Origin of the sequence: Neobacillus sp. D3-1R, from assembly GCF_052180215.1 — a bacterium.
Classification (GTDB): Bacteria; Bacillota; Bacilli; order Bacillales; family Cytobacillaceae; genus Pseudoneobacillus.
The window spans coordinates 1,194,420-1,212,245 of record NZ_CP197471.1; the positions used below are offsets into that span (position 1 = coordinate 1,194,420).

Sequence of the window (17,826 nt, forward strand, 5' to 3'; positions counted from 1 at the left end):
TTCCATTTGGATTTGTACATTATCTGACCAATTAAGTAAATTTCATTTGCTCATATGGATATTGATGATATGATTAAATGATATAAAGTAATTATTTATGTTGAAATTAACTTTCTTGGTATACGAAACATCTAAAACGAAAATAGGTACCTAACGTTGCCAATTTGGAGTTGAATTATCTTGAACAAAACAATTATTAAAGATCAATTAAACCGTCCATTAAGAGATTTGCGGATATCGGTAATAGACCGTTGTAATTTTCGATGTCAATATTGTATGCCTGCAGAAATTTTCGGTCCTGATTTTGCCTTTTTGCCAAAAAGTGAGCTAATGACCTATGAAGAAATAGAAAGATTAGCTAAAATTTTTGTTAGTCTTGGAGTAGAAAAAATTAGACTTACTGGCGGGGAACCACTGTTACGAAAGGACATTTCTGTGTTAGTGGAGAAGTTAAGTCAAATTGATGGTTTAAGTGATATTGGATTAACAACGAACGGTGTATTATTACCACAACATGCAAAATCATTAAGAGAAGCAGGATTAAAACGAGTAAATGTAAGTTTAGATAGTTTAAATGATCAATTATTTGGTGAAATTAATGGGCGTAATATTGGAACGAAACCGGTACTCGATGGAATAGATGCTGCCATAAAAGCGGGTCTTGGTGTGAAAATTAATATGGTAGTTAAAAAGGGATTAAATGATTCGGAAATTCTACCTATGGCAGAATATTGTAAAAATGAAGGTTTACAGCTCCGATATATTGAATATATGGATGTTGGAGCAACCAATGGTTGGCGTATGGATGATGTTGTTACAAAAAAAGAAATATACCATATTTTAAAAAATAAATACGAACTAGAACCAGTTGATCCTGATTATTTCGGTGAGGTGGCTAAAAGATATCGTTATAAGGGAACAGATACCGATGTAGGATTTATCACTTCCGTTTCTGAGTCTTTTTGTTCAAGCTGCACTCGGTCTAGATTGTCGGCAAATGGACAGCTATTCACTTGTTTATTTAATGGAAATGGACACGACATTCGTGATTTTATGCGCAGTGGTGTAACAGATGAAGAAATTATCAAACGAATTACAGATATATGGAATCATCGTAATGACCGATATTCGGATGAACGTACAGCCGAAACAAATAAAAATCGGAAAAAGATAGAAATGTCTTATATTGGTGGATAAAGAAACAGGCTGCTAAATATGCAGCCTGTTTCTTTATTATGGTTAAGGAATTTATAAATTTTAAACTTGTGGATAGCTTTAGAGAAAGTTTTTCGTAATCCAGCTCCAGCGCCTAGCCCCTCGAGGTCAAATAACCTGTAGTGTAAGAAGTCAAAGTGCAGACTTCTTACACTACAGAACATTTGCTTGTCGGGGCTGATCGAGGCGCTTGCGCTTTTTGTTCTTATAAATATCTTGGAAATAAAATATTGTTTTCTAAATGCACATGCATGAAGGTTTCACCTTCTAAGTCTTCTAAACGCTTGTATACAAGACGGTAAGTACCACATGCATCAATTGGTAACTCAAAATCGGATGTAATAGAACGTATTTCCCTTAGAATCTCACCTGCTGCATCATGTTCTTTTTCCAGCTGGGCCATCTCTTTTAATGCTTCTTCCCGATTTTCAACACTGCCATCTTCAAGCTTTAAAATTAATGGAAAAGAAAATTCCTCTTCTTTTTTTGTATGTTCTAAAAGTTCTTTTTTCAATTCGTAGAATAGCTCATACACTCTTAATAATTCTGGGTGACGATCTCCGTGAACTTTTGCCACTTTTGTAACATATGGACTTAATGAACCGAGTTCTTCCTCTAGTGGACGATGGTATCTTTCGATTACATGATCAATAATCGCTTTAGAATCAGACTTCATCCACACTTCCATATCATTTTGTTCATTATTCTCTTTTTTTTCGTATAGGTCTTTTAATTCTTCAATTAGACTTTCTAAATTGACACGGTTTGCTGTAGCAGCCGTTACTAATGGCGTATTCCCACCGCAACAAAAGTCAATTCGGTTACGTTTAAACACATCGCTTGATTTAGGGAAATCATTAACAATATCTCTTACTAATGATTGTTCTGTAAATGGGAAATTCATATGAAAAATCCTCCTTATTATCATGAATCTAAATATTTATTGGTTTACTACCTAAGGATACTGTAAAGAGGTTTAAAGGTTGGTGACATGTATCACACCAAAACGATATATTTTTGACAACTTTATTAACATGTTTATAGGATTTAGAATAAATATCCTTAGGTGTGAAGTTTGCCATGTTTTTTCCTGTCAGTTAATCTTATAATAGGTTTACATGTTCAATTAATAACAAAGTAAAACCTGTAGGAGTGGATATGATGCTAGAAAAAAGAAATCCTATTGCCATCAGTAAAGCGGTTCAAATGGTAATGGATTATCAAATACAAGGAATAACAGAATACATACCGATAACTGAATCCTATGGAAGATACTTATCAGAAGATTTAGTAGCAACAAGTGATGTACCTCATTTTGACCGGGCACCTTATGATGGATATGCTATCCGTTCAATCGATACCAAAAAGGCATCCCAGGATAGTCCAATAACTTTTGAGGTCATTGATGAAATTGGTGCGGGAATGGTTACAAATAAAAAATTGGGCCCTTTTCAAGCAGTAAGGATTATGACTGGTGCTATGATGCCAGAAGAAGCAGATGCTGTAGTCATGTTAGAATTAGCAAAAGATTACAAAGAAAATAACCAAGCTTTTATGAGTATTAAGCGTTCATTCAAAAATGGGGATAATGTCTCTTTTCAAGGAGAGGATGCAAAAAAAGGCGAGGTATTAGTAAAAAAAGGAGCATTTATAAACCCAGGGATTCAAGCGATGCTAGCTACATTCGGTTATGATAAGGTCCCTGTAGCTCGAAAGCCAAAAGTTGGACTTTTTGCTACTGGTACAGAGCTTTTAGAAGTTGGTGATGACCTTGTTCCAGGAAAGATTCGTAATAGTAATTCCTATATGATTTCTGCACAAATTGAACGCGTAGGAGCAGAAGTGGTTTACTTTGGAAAATTAGCGGATGACTTTGATACATGTTTTAATGCTATAAAAGATTCTCTAACAAAAGTAGATATATTATTGACAACTGGTGGTGTATCAGTTGGTGATTATGATTATCTTCCAGCGATTTATAAAAAGCTTGGAGCCGAAGTGTTGTTTAATAAAGTCGCAATGCGTCCTGGTAGTGTTTCGACTGTTGCACAACTAAATGGGAAGCTATTATTTGGATTATCTGGTAATCCTTCTGCTTGTTATGTTGGTTTTGAATTGTTTGCAAGACCTATTATTAGAAGAATATTATTATCCGATCGTCCACATTTAAGGAAAGAGCAGGCAATATTAGAAGCCGACTTTCCAAAAGCAAATCCATTTATGAGATTTGTTCGCAGCCATGTATATGTGGAAAATGGTGTTATAAAAGTAGAACCCAGTGGTCTTGATAAATCTAATATTGTCATGAGCCTTGCTGGAGCCAATTCTCTTATGATTTTACCTGGTGGAACAAGGGGATATGAAAAGGGAACAAAGGTAGATGTATTACTCTTGGAAGATCAAACGGGTAGTGAGTGGCCTTGGTAAAGCCCTATATATTTCAAATAGTTGGCTATCAAAATTGTGGAAAAACGACTCTAATCAATACATTGATTAAAAATCTATCCCCTAAAAATATAGAAGTAGGCATAATTAAACACCATGGACATGGTGGAAGACCTGATATAAATGAAGAAAAAGATGCCGCCAAGTATATTCAATCCGGAGCTAAAGCATCGATTGTCGAAGGTGATGGGCGTTTAATTTTACAGGCAGAAAAAAAGAAGTGGACGCTGGAAGAACAAATAAAAAGTTTGCATTCCTTTGAACTTGACCTACTCCTAATTGAGGGTCATAAACTTGCCGAGTTTCCTAAAGCTCTAATCATAAAAAATACAGAGGATTTACATTTGATTAAAGAATTATCCAATATAAAGGTTGTCTTCTTTTGGAATGAAAGAATTATACCTGAAGGAATCGAGTTGCCAACATTTTTATTAAATCGTGTAGAAGGTTTAAATTGGATGATTAAGCATTTGGAAATGAAATCAACCGGAACGATGAACAACCAATCCATATAAATGATTTAAAAGTTAATAAAATGTGAAGAGAAGGCAGAATTGCCTTCTTTCTTTATTATGAAGTGATAATGTTCACTTTTTTACTTGTACATTTCTTATATATTGGAAATAAGCAATCAAGGAGAGTGATTTCCATGAAGGTATTTCTACCAAAACAACATGGTGCATGGGCAATGTTAATCATACCATTTTGGCTTGGAGTCGCAGCAACAAGCATGATATGGCAGCATGTTCCTTTTTTTATTGGTTGGTTGTTTCTTTATTTAGCAACGTATCCAATGTTGCTATTGTTTAAAGGAAAGAAAATGGCCTTTCATATCAAATGGTCTTTCATATATATGGTACCTGCACTTTTATTTTTATCCATCCCTATATGGCACCAGCCAAAACTTTTCTATTTTGGCATTATGATGATTCCTTTCTTTTTTATTAATGCGTATTACTCAAGCAGGAATCAAGATCGATCATTAGGAAATGATGTTAGTGCTGTATTTACTTTTGCTATAGCTGGAGTTGCAAGCGGATACCTAGTCTCAGAGGAAATGACAGCTAATATCATATTAGTATTCATCACAAGCTTTTTGTTTTTTATTGGTTGCACTTTTTATGTGAAAACAATGATTAGGGAAAAAAAGAATCATTCTTTTAAGTGGGTTTCATGGGGGTATCACTTATTTGCCACTATTTTATGGATACTTTTGGGTGAATGGCTGATTTTTTTAGCCTTTCTACCTAGCTTAATAAGATCGATTGTTTTTTATGGTAGGTCCATTTCGGCTAAAAAAGTGGGGATATATGAAATCATAAATGCTGCGATCTTCTTTTGTTTTATCTTTATCCGTCTCATATTAGGTTGAAAGTAACGAACTATTGCTCAGGAAATAATTTGTCATACTTTGGAATATCTTGTTGGAGAAAATTGCCGATGTTTTCTTTTATGAAAAGGTAATACTATTAATGATATTTCAAAGAAGGGATGGTTATAATGGGCCAAAGCCATGTTTTTAAATCGGGACATAAAGCACCTAATAACGGATATTATATTGAAATTGGAGATACTGGGGATAATGTTGTAAATCCAAAAAAAATCAAATTAAATGCAGGGGACCCTTTCCCAGAAACATCTAATGATAAGCGTCATTGGACTTATGTAAGAAAACCTTAAAAAAATGAAAAAGCCATCCGAAATGTGGATGGCTTTTTATCATGAGAACAGTGTATTAATGTGCCCCATGATGTTCAACAGGATCATTGGGAATGATTAGCGAAACGATAAATAGTAAAACGGTTACAATCACTGCAAGAATCGTTCCAGTAACAAAGTTGAATTCAGTTCCACTCATGGAAGATACAACATAATTAAGCATTTGAACTAAAAGGAATGTCCAAAAGAATGTCCAAAAGTAACGCATCATAATTCACCTCTTACTATTTTATAAATTGCCTTGCCTAAATTAGGCTTTCTTGCCTTATATTTTCCCCTATCATCTTACCATATGAAAGACAAATGTGAAACGTTGAATAGAGTAAAAACACATTTAAATTGTTTATCTGGCTCTTTTCTGAAACTTTGTTGCTTTTTGTAACTAATAAATAGGCATTTCACAATATAGGTTGTTAAACTCATATGAAATTTAAGAAAAGAGCTGAGCACTTATTAAGAGAGCCTGTAAAAATCCGGCTTTAGGGATTTTTACGAAGACCACAATCTATACGAAAACAGCTTTTATCTCGAGTATAAAGAAAAGCTTTATTTTAAAATATGTTATTTTATAGGCATTTTCCCTTTCAAATATTGTGAAAATACATACAATAATAAAGGAAATTAGATAAAGGAGATTTCGTTATGAAGAACCGAAACTTTAAACTGGAAACGGAATGGAATATGATTCATTACTCCGAAAAGCCAAATGGTTTTGGTATCCTCATAATCGGAGATGAGAGACATTTCGTTGATGAACAAAAAAGCTTCTGGTTACAAAATGAGGGGAAGCAGTATTTAATGAATCATCTAAAAGAAAAGGGATATACCATATTCTATTCGAATTTATATGGAAAGCATTGGGGGAATGAAAAAGCGTATAAAATGGCAGAAAGACTTTATCATCACATAATGAGAACGGAAATATTAAATAGTAAAATCCATATTATTGCAGAGGGAATGGGAGCCCTTATTGTTTTAAATCTTTTAAAAAATTTAAAGGGGAACGTTCGGTCTATCGTTCTCTTGAATCCTATCCTTTCCTTAAAACATCAGTTAGAACAAGAAAAAGAATCTAAATTTTTTTATAAAAAGCTTTTAAAAGAGATTTCTGAATCGTATGAGATTGAAAAAGAAAAGGTTGAGGAGCAAGTGGTTCTAATGGAAGGAACAAACGAGGTCCCGCATGTACCGATTAAGATCATACATGTATTATCCAATAGACGTGCTTATCAAAATTCAGAGGTTTCCAAAAGGATAGTTTCAAACTGGGAAAAACAAAATGACCATATTCAATCCACTTTTTTGTTGCCAGAAAAGAAAGGGCAATTAGGTCCGATTATGAGCCATTTTTTTCAACAATTTGAAAAAGAATTATAAATTACAACCTTTACGCATAGGATACAATGAAGTTTGCTTAAAGCTGTTTTCGTATAGATTGTGGTTCTCGTAAAAATCCCTAAAGCCGGATTTTTACAGGCTCTCTTAATAAGAGCTCAGCTCTTTTCTTCATTTTAGTATGAGTTTAACACCCTATATAGTGAAATGCCTATTTATTAGTTACAAATAGCAACAAAGTTTCAGAAAAGAGCCTTATAGAAAAGGTAAGTACTCGAGAAGGAAGTGGCACTTACCTTTTTACACAAAAAGGACTTTTATGCTTTTTTCTTAGGAGGATATGTAATGGACAAGGTTATTATATTTGGAACATATGGTTTTGTTGGATATAGTACTTGTGTGAAGTTACTAGAAGAAGGCTATGAAGTGAATGGATATCATTTAGATATAGGGGAATTACAAGATATAATAGAAAATAAAAAGTTAATGATTGGAAGAAATGCGAATTTTCAAGAACGTTCATTTGGAGAAGATACTCATATTCTTGAAGAAGATCGAGAAACAACTATCATCATTTCATATTATGATTTCTTTCATACATTAGATGAAAAAAGATTTGTAAGCCATCCATTTATGAAACTGGATATGGCGCTTACTTGTAGACATCCTGACAAGTTAAAATTCGTATGTCTTTATCCTTACGAGTTTCTAAATGGGGTTCCCTTCCTCATTCAAGAACAAATAAATTGGCTGAAAAAATTTAATAGACCGCTTCAAACTATTTATTTACCAACCGTTTATGGACCCTGGCAGCCAGAAACATTTTTATTTCAACAATATTATCTAAAGGAAGAAACAGACAAAATGGTATTTGATAAAAGAGAATGTATGATGGATGCCATATATATTGATGACCTGACAGATAAATTAGTTTCTCTTTTAAATATTAATGAATCGTCAAAAATTATTTTACAAAGTGAAGAGGGGAATAAATGGTTAAAATGTGCAGAGTATTTAAATCTACAATCATTTTACCAAAATAGACAAAAGGAAGATTTACAAATTCATGAAGATTGCCAAATCATAAAAGTTAAAGGCAATATTCCCTTAAGCGAGGCATTGAAACATCAAAAAAATCAAGCTGAAATTATAAAGAAGCTTTTATAGCTTCTTTTCATTTGTTTAATGACAGTATAAAATGAGAGTTAGTTTTAGGATTTTACATAGCTAAGCACAAACAACCATAAAAAATAAGGAGATTGGAAAATGCAAGACAATTCAATGAAATTTTTACAAATAGCAATGAAGTACTTTCCAGAAGCACAGCAGCAATTAAACCAGGCTGGTGTTGAATTATCTATGGAAATGATTCAGCCCTTGATGACTCTATTTACAAAAGTGATGAATGAAGCCTATGAATTAGGAAAAGAAGAAGCATTAGCGAATGAAAAATAAGCAGCCATTAGAGCTGCTTATTTTTTTTTGAGAAAATGTTTTTCGATTAATGGTGTTACTTTTGATAATAAAGGTTTAAGTTTACTAGCAGATTCCACAAGAGTATCAAATGTATTAAAAAGTTGTTCGTAATCAATGGTACTATTATTAGAATTTTCATTTTCGATTTCATCTATAGAATCATTTCTTCTTGTTTTATCTCCAAACATAAACTTTGAAATCGGATCATCGCTTTGAGACCTTTTATTATTTGACATTCCTATCACCTCAAAATTTTATACTCATTACTTTAGATTATGGTAAAAGGTTCTAATGGTATGGGTTAATGCCTGAAATAAATACAAACTCTTGCAAGAAAGGAACAATATTTGTTAAAATTAGTACCAAGTCATAATAATTGATTATAATATTAAAGAGAAACTATTTTAGTACAAATGAAAATGCTTATATGACGGATTAGATGGAAAGATAAAACTAGATATCAAATAACATCTGCTTTCCCTAAAAAAAGGAGTTGGATCATTATGAACGCAGGTATTGTAGGAATCGGAAGATATTTGCCAGAAAAAATAGTAACAAATTTTGATTTAGAGAAAATGATGGATACGTCTGATGAATGGATTCGAACAAGAACAGGAATAGAAGAAAGAAGAATCTCTACAGATGATGTTGATACATCTGACATGGCGTACGCTGCTGCACAAAAAGCCATCGAAAATGCCGGTATTTCAGCTGCTGAGATTGATATGATTCTTGTAGCAACTGTTACCCCGGACCAGCCATTTCCATCTGTTGCTTGTATGATACAGGATAAACTTGGAGCAAAAAAAGCAGCAGCAATGGACATTAGTGCTGCTTGTGCAGGATTTATGTATGGAATGGTAACTGCCAAGCAATTTATTGAAAGTGGAACTTATAAATATGTACTAGTAGTTGGTGTGGAAAAACTTACGAAAATTGTGGATTGGAACGATCGAAATACAGCTGTATTATTTGGTGATGGAGCTGGCGCTGTCGTCCTTGGGCAGGTATCGGCAGGAAGAGGAATTCTTTCATTTGAGTTAGGTGCTGATGGGTCAGGAGGAAAGCATTTATACCAAGAAGAACAATTTATTACAATGAATGGTAGAGAAGTGTTTAAGTTCGCTGTTAGACAAATGGGAGAAAGCAGTGTTAATGTTTTAGAAAAGGCCGGTCTTACCAAACAAGATGTTGATTTCCTCATTCCTCATCAGGCAAATATTCGAATTATGGAAGCATCTAGACAACGCCTGGAATTACCTGAAGAAAAAATGTCAAAAACCGTAAATAAGTACGGGAATACTTCAGCAGCTTCCATTCCGATTTCAATGGTTGAAGAATTAGAAGCCGGAAAAATAAAAGAGGATGATTTAATCGTATTGGTTGGTTTTGGTGGCGGTCTAACATGGGGAGCCATCGCATTACGTTGGGGAAGATAAACGAACAAACATACATTAGGAGTTGAAAAATATATGAAACGTCGGGTAGTGATTACAGGTATAGGAGCTGTGACTCCACTGGGAAGTAATGTTGAGACAACATGGAATAATATTAAAAATGGTGTCTCTGGCGTAGGACCACTAACAAGAGTAAATGCTGATGAATATCCAGCAAAGGTAGCTGCCGAAATCAGAGATTTTAATGTGGAAGAGTTTATTGATAAAAAAGAAGCTAGAAAAATGGATCGTTTTACTCATTATGCAGTAGCGGCTTCGTTAATGGCTGTAAAGGATGCAGATTTAATCATTAATGAAGAAAATGCACCAAGAGTAGGTGTTTGGATTGGTTCAGGTATTGGTGGAATGGAAACGTTCGAGAATCAATTTGAAACATTCTTAAATCGTGGCTATAGAAGAGTAAGTCCTTTCTTTGTACCCATGATGATTCCAGATATGGCAACAGGTCAAGTATCGATTACCCTCGGGGCAAGAGGATTTAATTCTTGTACCGTTACGGCGTGTGCAACTGGAACGAATTCCATTGGTGACGCATTTAAAGTCATCCAACGCGGAGATGCAGATGTAATGGTAACGGGTGGGGCTGAAGCACCAATCACAAGAATGTCGGTAGCTGGGTTCTGTGCCAATACAGCTTTATCAACCAATCAAGATCCTAATAAAGCGAGTCGTCCATTTGATAAAAATCGTGATGGCTTTGTCATGGGGGAAGGTGCGGGTATTGTTATTCTAGAGGAACTGGAGCATGCCCTTGCACGTGGCGCAAAGATATATGCTGAAATTGTAGGATATGGGGCAACTGGAGATGCTTATCATATTACAGCGCCGGCACCAGAAGGAGAAGGTGGAGCACGTGCTATGAAAATGGCTATAGATGATGCTGGCTTAAACCCTGATGATATAGATTATATTAATGCTCATGGTACAAGTACGGAATATAATGATAAATATGAAACGCAAGCAATTAAAACAGTTTTTGGGGAACATGCATATAAACTTGCTGTTAGTTCCACGAAATCAATGACAGGGCACTTACTGGGGGCAGCAGGAGGGGTAGAAGCCATTTTTACTGCTCTAGCCATTAAGGAAAATATTTTACCGCCAACGATTAATTTAGAAACACCAGACCCAGTATGTGATCTTGATTATGTCCCAAATGAAGCTCGCCATAAAGAAATTAAAGCAGCTATCAGTAATTCTTTAGGCTTTGGTGGTCATAACGCGACGATTGCGTTGAAAAGATTTGAAAAGTAATACTGCAGAGGGGATGTTCCATCATCTCCTCTCTTTTTTTGTCTCTTTCTAAATTTACGGGCATTTTAACTTTTTCTACATACTATGTGAAGAGATGAAGAAAAAGGGGTGGGGTAATGGGAGTCGAAAGAACTGACATTTGGTTAAGGGACTCATTTGAACATCCTATAGAAATGTGTAAGAAAATGAGTGGTTTTCAAAACAAGAGTGAATTGCAACGTTTCTATCAATACTTGGTCCAATTTGGAATGTATCGACCTAATTCTGAGAGTAAGAATGTATTCGAAGAACTAAAAAAGGGAAGGACATGGGATCAGGTCCAATTAATTTATAGCAAGTATAAAGAAGATTGGAAAGGACCCAAAGTACCCATTTATATTTTTCCTATAGATAAGGGCAGTCGTTTGCTATTTAGGTCAAATCAGACAAAATCGGGAGTATCATTTAAAGATAAGATATTCCTATTTTTATCAAATTTAGACGATAGTCAAGAACTAGAAGCACTAATCATTCATGAATATCATCATGTTTGCCGAATGAATGGATTAACTAAACCATTAAATGAATATACACTACTTGACTCTATCATTATGGAAGGGCTTGCAGAGGATGCTGTTCATGAGCATTTAGGAAAAAAGTATGTAGCTAGTTGGAGTAAAGAATTACCAAATGAACAATTTAACCAATATTGGCAAAAATATTTTAAAAAGCATTTATCAATAAAGAAAAAAGATAGTCTTCATGATCATTTATTGTTCGGAAAAGGGTTTGTACCAAAGATGTTAGGCTATACTTGCGGGTATCATATAGTTCGAAAGTATAGGAAGCACGAAAATTTTTCTACAAAAGCATCATTTTCTTTGGTACCCGAAATTTTTATAAAAAAATTTTCTGAAGAAGCCTGAATAAACAGGCTTTTTTCGTTATCTCTAAACTTTTAGTTTCTAAAAGTTAAAAAAACTATTGCAATTGTAATAAATCTGTAATAATATTTTATTCAAATAAAGCAAAATTTACTGATAATTTAAAAAAGTAAGAGGTGTCCATATGAGCACAAATATCCATAGCGACGCACCTTTGCTTGAAGTGAAAAATTTAGAAACAGCTTTTTCCATTGATGGTCAATATTACAATGCAGTGGATAATGTTTCTTTCACAGTAAAGCCTCGACAAATAGTCGGGATCGTAGGTGAGTCCGGTTGCGGTAAGTCCGTTATGTCTCTCTCCATTATGAAGCTTTTACCTAAAGGTATAGGGAAAATACATTCAGGTGAAATTCTTTTCGATGGTGTTCATTTAGAAAAATTAACAGATAAAGAGATTAATAAAGTCCGTGGAAAAGATGTTTCAATGATTTTCCAAGAACCAATGACTTCATTAAATCCAGTTTTCACAATTGGATTCCAATTACAAGAAGTATTACTTAATCACCAAAAAATTTCGAAAAAAGAAGCCCGACTAAAGAGCGTTGCACTTTTAAAAAGTGTTGGGATTTCTAGACCAGAAAAAATTGTAGATGAATATCCACATCAATTATCTGGTGGTATGAGACAAAGGGTTATGATTGCGATAGCAATCGCTTGCCAACCGAAGCTACTGATTGCAGATGAACCAACAACAGCGCTTGATGTTACTGTACAAGCCCAAATACTTGAATTATTAAAAGAAATTCAAGAAGTAAACGACATGTCTGTCATTTTAATCACACATGACTTAGGAGTAGTAGCTGAAATGTGTGATGAAGTAATAGTTATGTACGCTGGAAGAATAGTTGAAAAAACAGATGTAGATACATTATTCCATGACCCAAAACATCCTTATACAAAGCTTCTAATGGGAGCTATTCCTAAAATGGATGAAGACGTAGAAGTCCTAAGCACGATAAAAGGGATCGTACCATCCTTAAAGAATATGCCTAAACATGGATGTAAGTTTGCTGCACGCTGTCCTCAAGCAATGCCAGAATGTACAAGTGTTACCCCACTTTTAGCTGAAACCGATAAAGATCATGATGTGGCTTGTTTACTCTATGAAACAAGTCAGCCTAAAGAAGGGGTGAAAGCATAATGAGTGCAACAGATTTGAAAAATTCTACTTCTGCAATTAAGGATAAGAATGAAAAAGAGACTCTATTAGAGGTACGTAATCTAAAAACCTATTATCCTATAAAAGGTGGAATATTAAGAAAAACGGTAGCAGTTGTTAAAGCCGTAGATGATATTTCCTTTGAAATAAAAAAGGGAGAAACATTAGGTTTAGTTGGTGAATCGGGCTGTGGTAAATCTACTGCAGGACGTACGATTCTTAGATTATTGGAACCAACTGAGGGGAAAATCATCTTTGGTGGTCAAGATATTACGAACTTAAGAGGAACATCATTAAGAAAAATCCGGAAAGATTTTCAAATGGTGTTTCAGGACCCATATGCTTCACTTAATCCAATGATGATGGTTGGAAACCTAATTGCTGAGCCAATTCGTAACTATACGAAGAAGTCACAAAAAGATTTAAAAGATGAAGTAATGGATCTTTTGGAAAAGGTCGGTCTTCCAGAGGATGCCTACTATAAATATCCACATGAATTCTCAGGTGGACAGCGACAACGTATTGGTATTGCAAGGGCTCTTGCATTAAGACCAAAATTGATTATTGCGGATGAGCCAGTTTCAGCGCTGGATGTATCCGTACAATCACAAGTTTTAAATCTTTTAAAAGAACTTCAAGACGAGTTTGGCTTAACTTTTTTATTCATAGCGCATGACTTAAGTGTTGTAAAACACATGAGTGATCGAATTGGCGTTATGTATCTAGGTGGTCTTGTAGAGGTATCAGAAAAAGATAGTTTATATGCTGAGCCTTTACATCCTTATACACAAGCTTTAATTTCAGCTATTCCAGAGCCAGATCCACGGAAAAAGAAGGATAGAATCATTCTTGAGGGCGATGTACCAAGTCCAATCGCTCCACCTTCAGGCTGTACATTCCATCCGCGCTGTGCTCACGCTAGACCTGAGTGTTCAAGCGTGAAGCCAGTATTGAAGGAGGTGAAGCCTGGGCATAGGGTTGCATGTCACTTGTACAATTAAGTTTCAAAAACTAAATTAAAATTACCGGGGGGAAAAACATGAAAAAGTCAGCATTATGGCTAGTTTCACTAGTAATGATCATGTCGTTGTTCTTAGCTGCTTGTTCAGGAGACAAAAAGTCTTCTACAGAGCCTAAAGACAACGCAGGTAAAGAAACAGGCGAAGTAAAATCTGGTGGTAAAGTAACATTTGGTTATACACAACCATTCAAAGGCGTTCTTTCTTTTGCATTCTATGAAGGGGAAGACGATGCAAACGCACTTCAATTTATGCATGAAGGTTTAATTGCAACAAATGACCAATTACAACCAGAACCAAACTTGGCTGATTGGACACTTTCTGATGACCATTTAAAGTTAACTTTTAACCTTAAAAAAGGTGTTAAATGGCATGATGGTGTAGAATTAAAAGCTGAAGATATGGAATATGCTTGGTACTTAATTGCTGATCCATCTTATGAAGGTCCTCGTTTCGCAAACGTAGAAATGATCAAAGGTGCTCAAGAGTATAAAGACGGTAAAGCAAAAACAATTGAAGGTATTAAAGTAATCGATGATTACACAATCGAAGTTACTGTAAAAGAAGCTTCAGTTAACTTACTAGATAACATTTGGTCTATTCCAGAACCAAAACATTATTATGGAGATATCTCTGCAAAAGATTTACCAAACTCTGATCAAGTTCGTAAAAATCCAATCGGTGTTGGTCCATTTAAAGTGAAAAACATCGTTCCTGGTGAAATGATTGAATTTGAGCGTTTTGATGATTACTGGCGTGGCCCAGCTAAATTAGATGGCGTAGTTTACAAAATTATTGATGGTTCCCTTGCTCAAGGTTTAATTGAAAACGGTGAAATTGATGTAATGAACGCTCCTTCTGACCAATGGGAGCAAATTAAAGCTCTTCCAAACATCAACCCTGTAACAACTGATGCAATGTCTTACAGCTATATCGGTATTGACCTTGGTCACTACGATAATAAAGCTGGAAAAGTTGTAATGGATAACCCTAAATTCCAAGATAAGCGTGTACGTCAAGCTTTAGCATATGCTCTTGATCGTCAAGCATTCGTTGATGCGTTCCGTAACGGATTAGGTAAACCATTAAACGTTCCATTCCCATCAGTATCATGGGCAAAAGTTGATGACAGCGAAATTAACACATATGATTTTGATCCAGAAAAAGCAAAATCTTTATTAGATGAAGCAGGTTATAAAGATGTTGATGGTGATGGATTCCGTGAAGATCCAAACGGTAAGCCATTTACAGTTAACTTTGACGCTATGAGCGGTGCAGAAACTTCTGAAGCTCGTGCTCAATTCGTAATCCAATCTTGGCAAGAAGTTGGGGTAAATGCAAAACTTAACGGTGGAGCTTTAAAAGACTTCAACTTATTCTATGATTCTATCGATGCTGATGATCCAACTGTTGAAACTTTCCATGGTGCTTGGGGACTTTCTGCAGATCCAGATCCATCTGGTATTTGGTTATCTACTGACAAGTGGAATATGGGTCGTTGGTACAGCGAAAAGTCTGACGAATTAATTAAGAAAGCTGTTCAATTCCCTGAAGATCCAAACAAAGACGTTATCGAATATCGTAAAGAAGTTTATGCTGAATGGCAAAAACTTGTTAACGAAGAGCTTCCTGTAATCTTCTTCGAACAACGTGAAGATGCATGGGCAATCAACAAACGTGTTGGCGGAGTAAAAGTAACTCCATTTGGAACAGACGAGTTCTATAACTGGCACATCACAGAATAATCATCTTTACTCTAAATACATTGTTTGATAAGGAGAATGGAGTATGCTTCAGTATATTATCCGAAGAGTTCTAGGAATGATTCCTATTATTTTCCTTATCTCAGTAGTGGTATTCACCCTGGCAAAATTAATGCCAGGGGATGCCCTTTCTGGAAAAATAGACCCGCTTAATTCAGATCCGCAATATATCGAGGAAATGCGCGAAAAAATGGGATTAAATGACCCTCTTCCTACTCAGTATATTCGTTGGATTGGCGGAGTTCTACAAGGAGATTTCGGGGATTCTTTTGTTCATAAAATGCCTGTAATGGAATTAGTTGGTGAAAGACTACCAAATACCATTATTCTAGGTATTAGTTCATTATTAATTACTTACATGCTTGCGTTTTTAATGGGGCGCTATTCAGGGCGTCATGCTTACTCAGTTGGAGATTATTTAATTTCAGGTGTCAATTATTTAGCTTTAGCTATACCAAGCTTTGTTGCTGCGTTAATAGCAATCTATGTTTTTGCGATTAAACTTGGCTGGGTTCCAGCGAGTGGTAGTATTGGATCTGGTGTAGAAGTCGGGTCTTTTGACTATTATGTAAGTAAAATTAAACATACCATATTACCTGCATTGGTATTAGGTTCTATGGCAACTGCGAGTTATACCCAATTCTTACGAAATGATATGATTGAAAGTTCTCGCAAAGATTATGTTCGTACAGCAAGAGCAAAAGGTACGAAAGAATCAGTGATTTATAATAAACATATACTAAGAAATTCAGTCATTCCAATTATTACTCTACTTGGATTTGACATTGCTGCTTTATTTGGGGGAGCAACGATTACTGAAACGATTTTCTCTTATCCAGGGATCGGTTATTTATTCGTTGAATCAGTAGGTTCTCGTGATTATTCAGTTATGATGGCAATTGCTTTGATGCTAACAATATTAACATTAATTGGTAACTTAATCGCAGATATTTTATACGGTTTAGTTGATCCAAGAATTCGTTTAAATTAGGTGGTGAGAGAGAATGGAACCAACAGTATCACATGAAAGTACACCGGCTTTAGTAAAACCTACTAAACCTAAAAGCCAATCACCATGGGTTCTCGCCCGCCGAAAATTCTTGAAAAATAAAGTTGCGATGATCAGCTTAATTTTTCTATTAACTGTCTGTGCTTTATCAATCTTAGCAGAACCGCTAACAATGCCTATCGAAGATACAGCAAAAATTAATATTCGAGAAATTGGTAAAACGCCATCTGCTGAACATTTTTTTGGAACAGATAAGTCAGGAAGAGATGTTTTCGCACGTACTCTACATGGTGGTAAAACGTCATTACTTCTTGCCTTCACCATTACAATATCAGTTATAACAATTGGTACCATTGTTGGTGCAGTATCTGGTTATTTTGGTGGATGGGTTGATAATGCATTAATGAGATTTACAGATTTTATGATGAACTTCCCATTCTTACTATTTGTAATTGTATTAAAATCAATTTTCTTGGAATCTGGAACAGCAACCTTGATTTTCGTCATTAGTGTACTTAGCTGGACCGGTGTGGCACGTCTTGTGAGAAGTAAAGTAATGGCTGAAAAAGAGAATGAATATATTTTAGGCTCGATTTCAATCGGTTGTTCTCCAGCCAAGACGATTTTTAAACATTTGTTGCCAAATGTAATGTCAACTATTATTGTACAAGCCACGCTTATTCTTGCTGGTATGATTGTTGCGGAAACAGGTTTAAGCTTCTTAGGGTTTGGGGTTCCAATGAATATCCCAAGCTGGGGGAATATGCTTAACGAAGCACGAAGCCCAGATGTTCTAGCAATTAAATGGTGGATTTGGATTCCGCCTGCAGCTGTTTTAACATTAACCATTTTATCTATTAACTTTATTGGTGAAGGTTTAAAAGATGCATTTAACCCTAAATCTAACAGATAATCTACCATGACAAATGGTAGATTATTTTTTTTGAATATGATTGGAGATAAATAGTACATAATAATAGCTTGCCTTCATATATATAGTAGAAAAATGGACAAGTTTGAGGGTGTGTACCGTGGGCCATCGACTATAT

At 35.1% G+C, this 17,826-nt stretch carries 19 protein-coding genes; 16 read left to right on the forward strand and 3 right to left on the reverse strand.

Annotated elements, in window-relative coordinates; genetic code table 11:
- Positions 1 to 180: 180 nt before the first annotated feature.
- Positions 181 to 1,197: a GTP 3',8-cyclase MoaA gene (gene moaA, locus ACSBPO_RS06015; RefSeq protein ID WP_442599160.1), complete on the forward strand. Its 1,017-nt coding sequence runs from the start codon at positions 181 to 183 to the stop codon at positions 1,195 to 1,197.
- A gap of 223 nt (positions 1,198 to 1,420) precedes the next feature.
- Here moaA and ric read toward each other — a convergent pair whose 3' ends face one another.
- Positions 1,421 to 2,119, reverse strand: coding sequence for an iron-sulfur cluster repair di-iron protein (ric, locus tag ACSBPO_RS06020; RefSeq protein ID WP_442599161.1), 699 nt, complete (start codon positions 2,117 to 2,119; stop codon positions 1,421 to 1,423).
- A gap of 257 nt (positions 2,120 to 2,376) precedes the next feature.
- Here ric and ACSBPO_RS06025 point away from each other — a divergent pair, with 257 nt between their 5' ends.
- The 4 genes from ACSBPO_RS06025 (at position 2,377) to ACSBPO_RS06040 (ending at position 5,340) form a co-directional block, all read left to right on the forward strand.
- Positions 2,377 to 3,642 (forward strand): molybdopterin molybdotransferase MoeA, encoded by a 1,266-nt coding sequence (locus ACSBPO_RS06025; protein ID WP_442599162.1) that lies wholly within the window; start codon positions 2,377 to 2,379, stop codon positions 3,640 to 3,642.
- Entirely contained in the window at positions 3,630 to 4,175 is a 546-nt protein-coding gene (gene mobB, locus ACSBPO_RS06030) for a molybdopterin-guanine dinucleotide biosynthesis protein B (RefSeq protein ID WP_442599163.1), read from the forward strand. The genes ACSBPO_RS06025 and mobB overlap by 13 nt, the downstream gene beginning before the upstream one ends.
- 134 nt (positions 4,176 to 4,309) lie before the next feature.
- Positions 4,310 to 5,032 (forward strand): YwiC-like family protein, encoded by a 723-nt coding sequence (locus ACSBPO_RS06035; RefSeq protein WP_442599164.1) that lies wholly within the window; start codon positions 4,310 to 4,312, stop codon positions 5,030 to 5,032.
- Between the two features lie 128 nt (positions 5,033 to 5,160).
- Complete coding sequence (locus ACSBPO_RS06040; protein ID WP_442599165.1) at positions 5,161 to 5,340, forward strand: YjzC family protein; 180 nt, start codon at positions 5,161 to 5,163, stop codon at positions 5,338 to 5,340.
- Between the two features lie 55 nt (positions 5,341 to 5,395).
- Here ACSBPO_RS06040 and ACSBPO_RS06045 read toward each other — a convergent pair whose 3' ends face one another.
- Positions 5,396 to 5,587, reverse strand: coding sequence for a YjzD family protein (locus ACSBPO_RS06045; RefSeq protein ID WP_442600318.1), 192 nt, complete (start codon positions 5,585 to 5,587; stop codon positions 5,396 to 5,398).
- Between the two features lie 434 nt (positions 5,588 to 6,021).
- Here ACSBPO_RS06045 and ACSBPO_RS06050 point away from each other — a divergent pair, with 434 nt between their 5' ends.
- The 3 genes from ACSBPO_RS06050 to ACSBPO_RS06060 all read left to right on the forward strand — a co-directional run bounded on the left by ACSBPO_RS06050 (position 6,022) and on the right by ACSBPO_RS06060 (position 8,169).
- Positions 6,022 to 6,756 (forward strand): hydrolase, encoded by a 735-nt coding sequence (locus ACSBPO_RS06050; protein WP_442599166.1) that lies wholly within the window; start codon positions 6,022 to 6,024, stop codon positions 6,754 to 6,756.
- A gap of 303 nt (positions 6,757 to 7,059) precedes the next feature.
- The gene (locus ACSBPO_RS06055; protein WP_442599167.1) at positions 7,060 to 7,881 is read left to right on the forward strand and encodes a hypothetical protein; all 822 of its coding nucleotides are present in this window, start codon (positions 7,060 to 7,062) and stop codon (positions 7,879 to 7,881) included.
- A 99-nt stretch (positions 7,882 to 7,980) separates the two neighbouring features.
- Positions 7,981 to 8,169: a ComZ family protein gene (locus ACSBPO_RS06060; protein ID WP_442599168.1), complete on the forward strand. Its 189-nt coding sequence runs from the start codon at positions 7,981 to 7,983 to the stop codon at positions 8,167 to 8,169.
- Positions 8,170 to 8,186: 17 nt separating this feature from the next.
- On the opposite strand, the gene ACSBPO_RS06065 is transcribed toward ACSBPO_RS06060, so the two are convergent.
- Entirely contained in the window at positions 8,187 to 8,426 is a 240-nt protein-coding gene (locus ACSBPO_RS06065) for a hypothetical protein (RefSeq protein WP_442599169.1), read from the reverse strand.
- A 267-nt stretch (positions 8,427 to 8,693) separates the two neighbouring features.
- Here ACSBPO_RS06065 and ACSBPO_RS06070 point away from each other — a divergent pair, with 267 nt between their 5' ends.
- From ACSBPO_RS06070 to opp4C, 8 genes are all read left to right on the forward strand, one after another.
- On the forward strand, positions 8,694 to 9,629 hold the full coding sequence (locus ACSBPO_RS06070) for a beta-ketoacyl-ACP synthase III (protein ID WP_442599170.1): 936 nt from the start codon (positions 8,694 to 8,696) through the stop codon (positions 9,627 to 9,629).
- Between the two features lie 33 nt (positions 9,630 to 9,662).
- Entirely contained in the window at positions 9,663 to 10,901 is a 1,239-nt protein-coding gene (fabF, locus tag ACSBPO_RS06075; protein ID WP_442599171.1) for a beta-ketoacyl-ACP synthase II, read from the forward strand.
- A gap of 116 nt (positions 10,902 to 11,017) precedes the next feature.
- The gene (locus tag ACSBPO_RS06080; RefSeq protein WP_442599172.1) at positions 11,018 to 11,806 is read left to right on the forward strand and encodes a DUF2268 domain-containing protein; all 789 of its coding nucleotides are present in this window, start codon (positions 11,018 to 11,020) and stop codon (positions 11,804 to 11,806) included.
- Between the two features lie 142 nt (positions 11,807 to 11,948).
- Positions 11,949 to 12,968, forward strand: coding sequence for an ABC transporter ATP-binding protein (locus ACSBPO_RS06085; RefSeq protein WP_442599173.1), 1,020 nt, complete (start codon positions 11,949 to 11,951; stop codon positions 12,966 to 12,968).
- Complete coding sequence (locus ACSBPO_RS06090; RefSeq protein ID WP_442599174.1) at positions 12,968 to 13,987, forward strand: ABC transporter ATP-binding protein; 1,020 nt, start codon at positions 12,968 to 12,970, stop codon at positions 13,985 to 13,987. The genes ACSBPO_RS06085 and ACSBPO_RS06090 overlap by 1 nt, the downstream gene beginning before the upstream one ends.
- 38 nt (positions 13,988 to 14,025) lie before the next feature.
- On the forward strand, positions 14,026 to 15,750 hold the full coding sequence (gene opp4A / locus ACSBPO_RS06095; RefSeq protein WP_442599175.1) for an oligopeptide ABC transporter substrate-binding protein: 1,725 nt from the start codon (positions 14,026 to 14,028) through the stop codon (positions 15,748 to 15,750).
- A gap of 43 nt (positions 15,751 to 15,793) precedes the next feature.
- Positions 15,794 to 16,759, forward strand: coding sequence for an oligopeptide ABC transporter permease (gene opp4B, locus ACSBPO_RS06100; protein ID WP_442599176.1), 966 nt, complete (start codon positions 15,794 to 15,796; stop codon positions 16,757 to 16,759).
- Between the two features lie 13 nt (positions 16,760 to 16,772).
- Positions 16,773 to 17,690: an oligopeptide ABC transporter permease gene (gene opp4C, locus ACSBPO_RS06105; RefSeq protein ID WP_442599177.1), complete on the forward strand. Its 918-nt coding sequence runs from the start codon at positions 16,773 to 16,775 to the stop codon at positions 17,688 to 17,690.
- The last annotated feature ends 136 nt before the right edge of the window (positions 17,691 to 17,826 follow it).

Coding starts and splice junctions, on each gene's coding strand:
- ric (WP_442599161.1), bottom strand. CDS start 2,119: ATGAATTTCCCATTTACAGAACAATCATTAGTAAGAGATATTGTTAAT.
- ACSBPO_RS06025 (WP_442599162.1), top strand. CDS start 2,377: ATGCTAGAAAAAAGAAATCCTATTGCCATCAGTAAAGCGGTTCAAATG.
- ACSBPO_RS06035 (WP_442599164.1), top strand. CDS start 4,310: ATGAAGGTATTTCTACCAAAACAACATGGTGCATGGGCAATGTTAATC.
- ACSBPO_RS06040 (WP_442599165.1), top strand. CDS start 5,161: ATGGGCCAAAGCCATGTTTTTAAATCGGGACATAAAGCACCTAATAAC.
- ACSBPO_RS06045 (WP_442600318.1), bottom strand. CDS start 5,587: ATGCGTTACTTTTGGACATTCTTTTGGACATTCCTTTTAGTTCAAATG.
- ACSBPO_RS06050 (WP_442599166.1), top strand. CDS start 6,022: ATGAAGAACCGAAACTTTAAACTGGAAACGGAATGGAATATGATTCAT.
- ACSBPO_RS06055 (WP_442599167.1), top strand. CDS start 7,060: ATGGACAAGGTTATTATATTTGGAACATATGGTTTTGTTGGATATAGT.
- ACSBPO_RS06060 (WP_442599168.1), top strand. CDS start 7,981: ATGCAAGACAATTCAATGAAATTTTTACAAATAGCAATGAAGTACTTT.
- ACSBPO_RS06065 (WP_442599169.1), bottom strand. CDS start 8,426: ATGTCAAATAATAAAAGGTCTCAAAGCGATGATCCGATTTCAAAGTTT.
- ACSBPO_RS06070 (WP_442599170.1), top strand. CDS start 8,694: ATGAACGCAGGTATTGTAGGAATCGGAAGATATTTGCCAGAAAAAATA.
- fabF (WP_442599171.1), top strand. CDS start 9,663: ATGAAACGTCGGGTAGTGATTACAGGTATAGGAGCTGTGACTCCACTG.
- ACSBPO_RS06080 (WP_442599172.1), top strand. CDS start 11,018: ATGGGAGTCGAAAGAACTGACATTTGGTTAAGGGACTCATTTGAACAT.
- ACSBPO_RS06085 (WP_442599173.1), top strand. CDS start 11,949: ATGAGCACAAATATCCATAGCGACGCACCTTTGCTTGAAGTGAAAAAT.
- ACSBPO_RS06090 (WP_442599174.1), top strand. CDS start 12,968: ATGAGTGCAACAGATTTGAAAAATTCTACTTCTGCAATTAAGGATAAG.
- opp4A (WP_442599175.1), top strand. CDS start 14,026: ATGAAAAAGTCAGCATTATGGCTAGTTTCACTAGTAATGATCATGTCG.
- opp4B (WP_442599176.1), top strand. CDS start 15,794: ATGCTTCAGTATATTATCCGAAGAGTTCTAGGAATGATTCCTATTATT.
- opp4C (WP_442599177.1), top strand. CDS start 16,773: ATGGAACCAACAGTATCACATGAAAGTACACCGGCTTTAGTAAAACCT.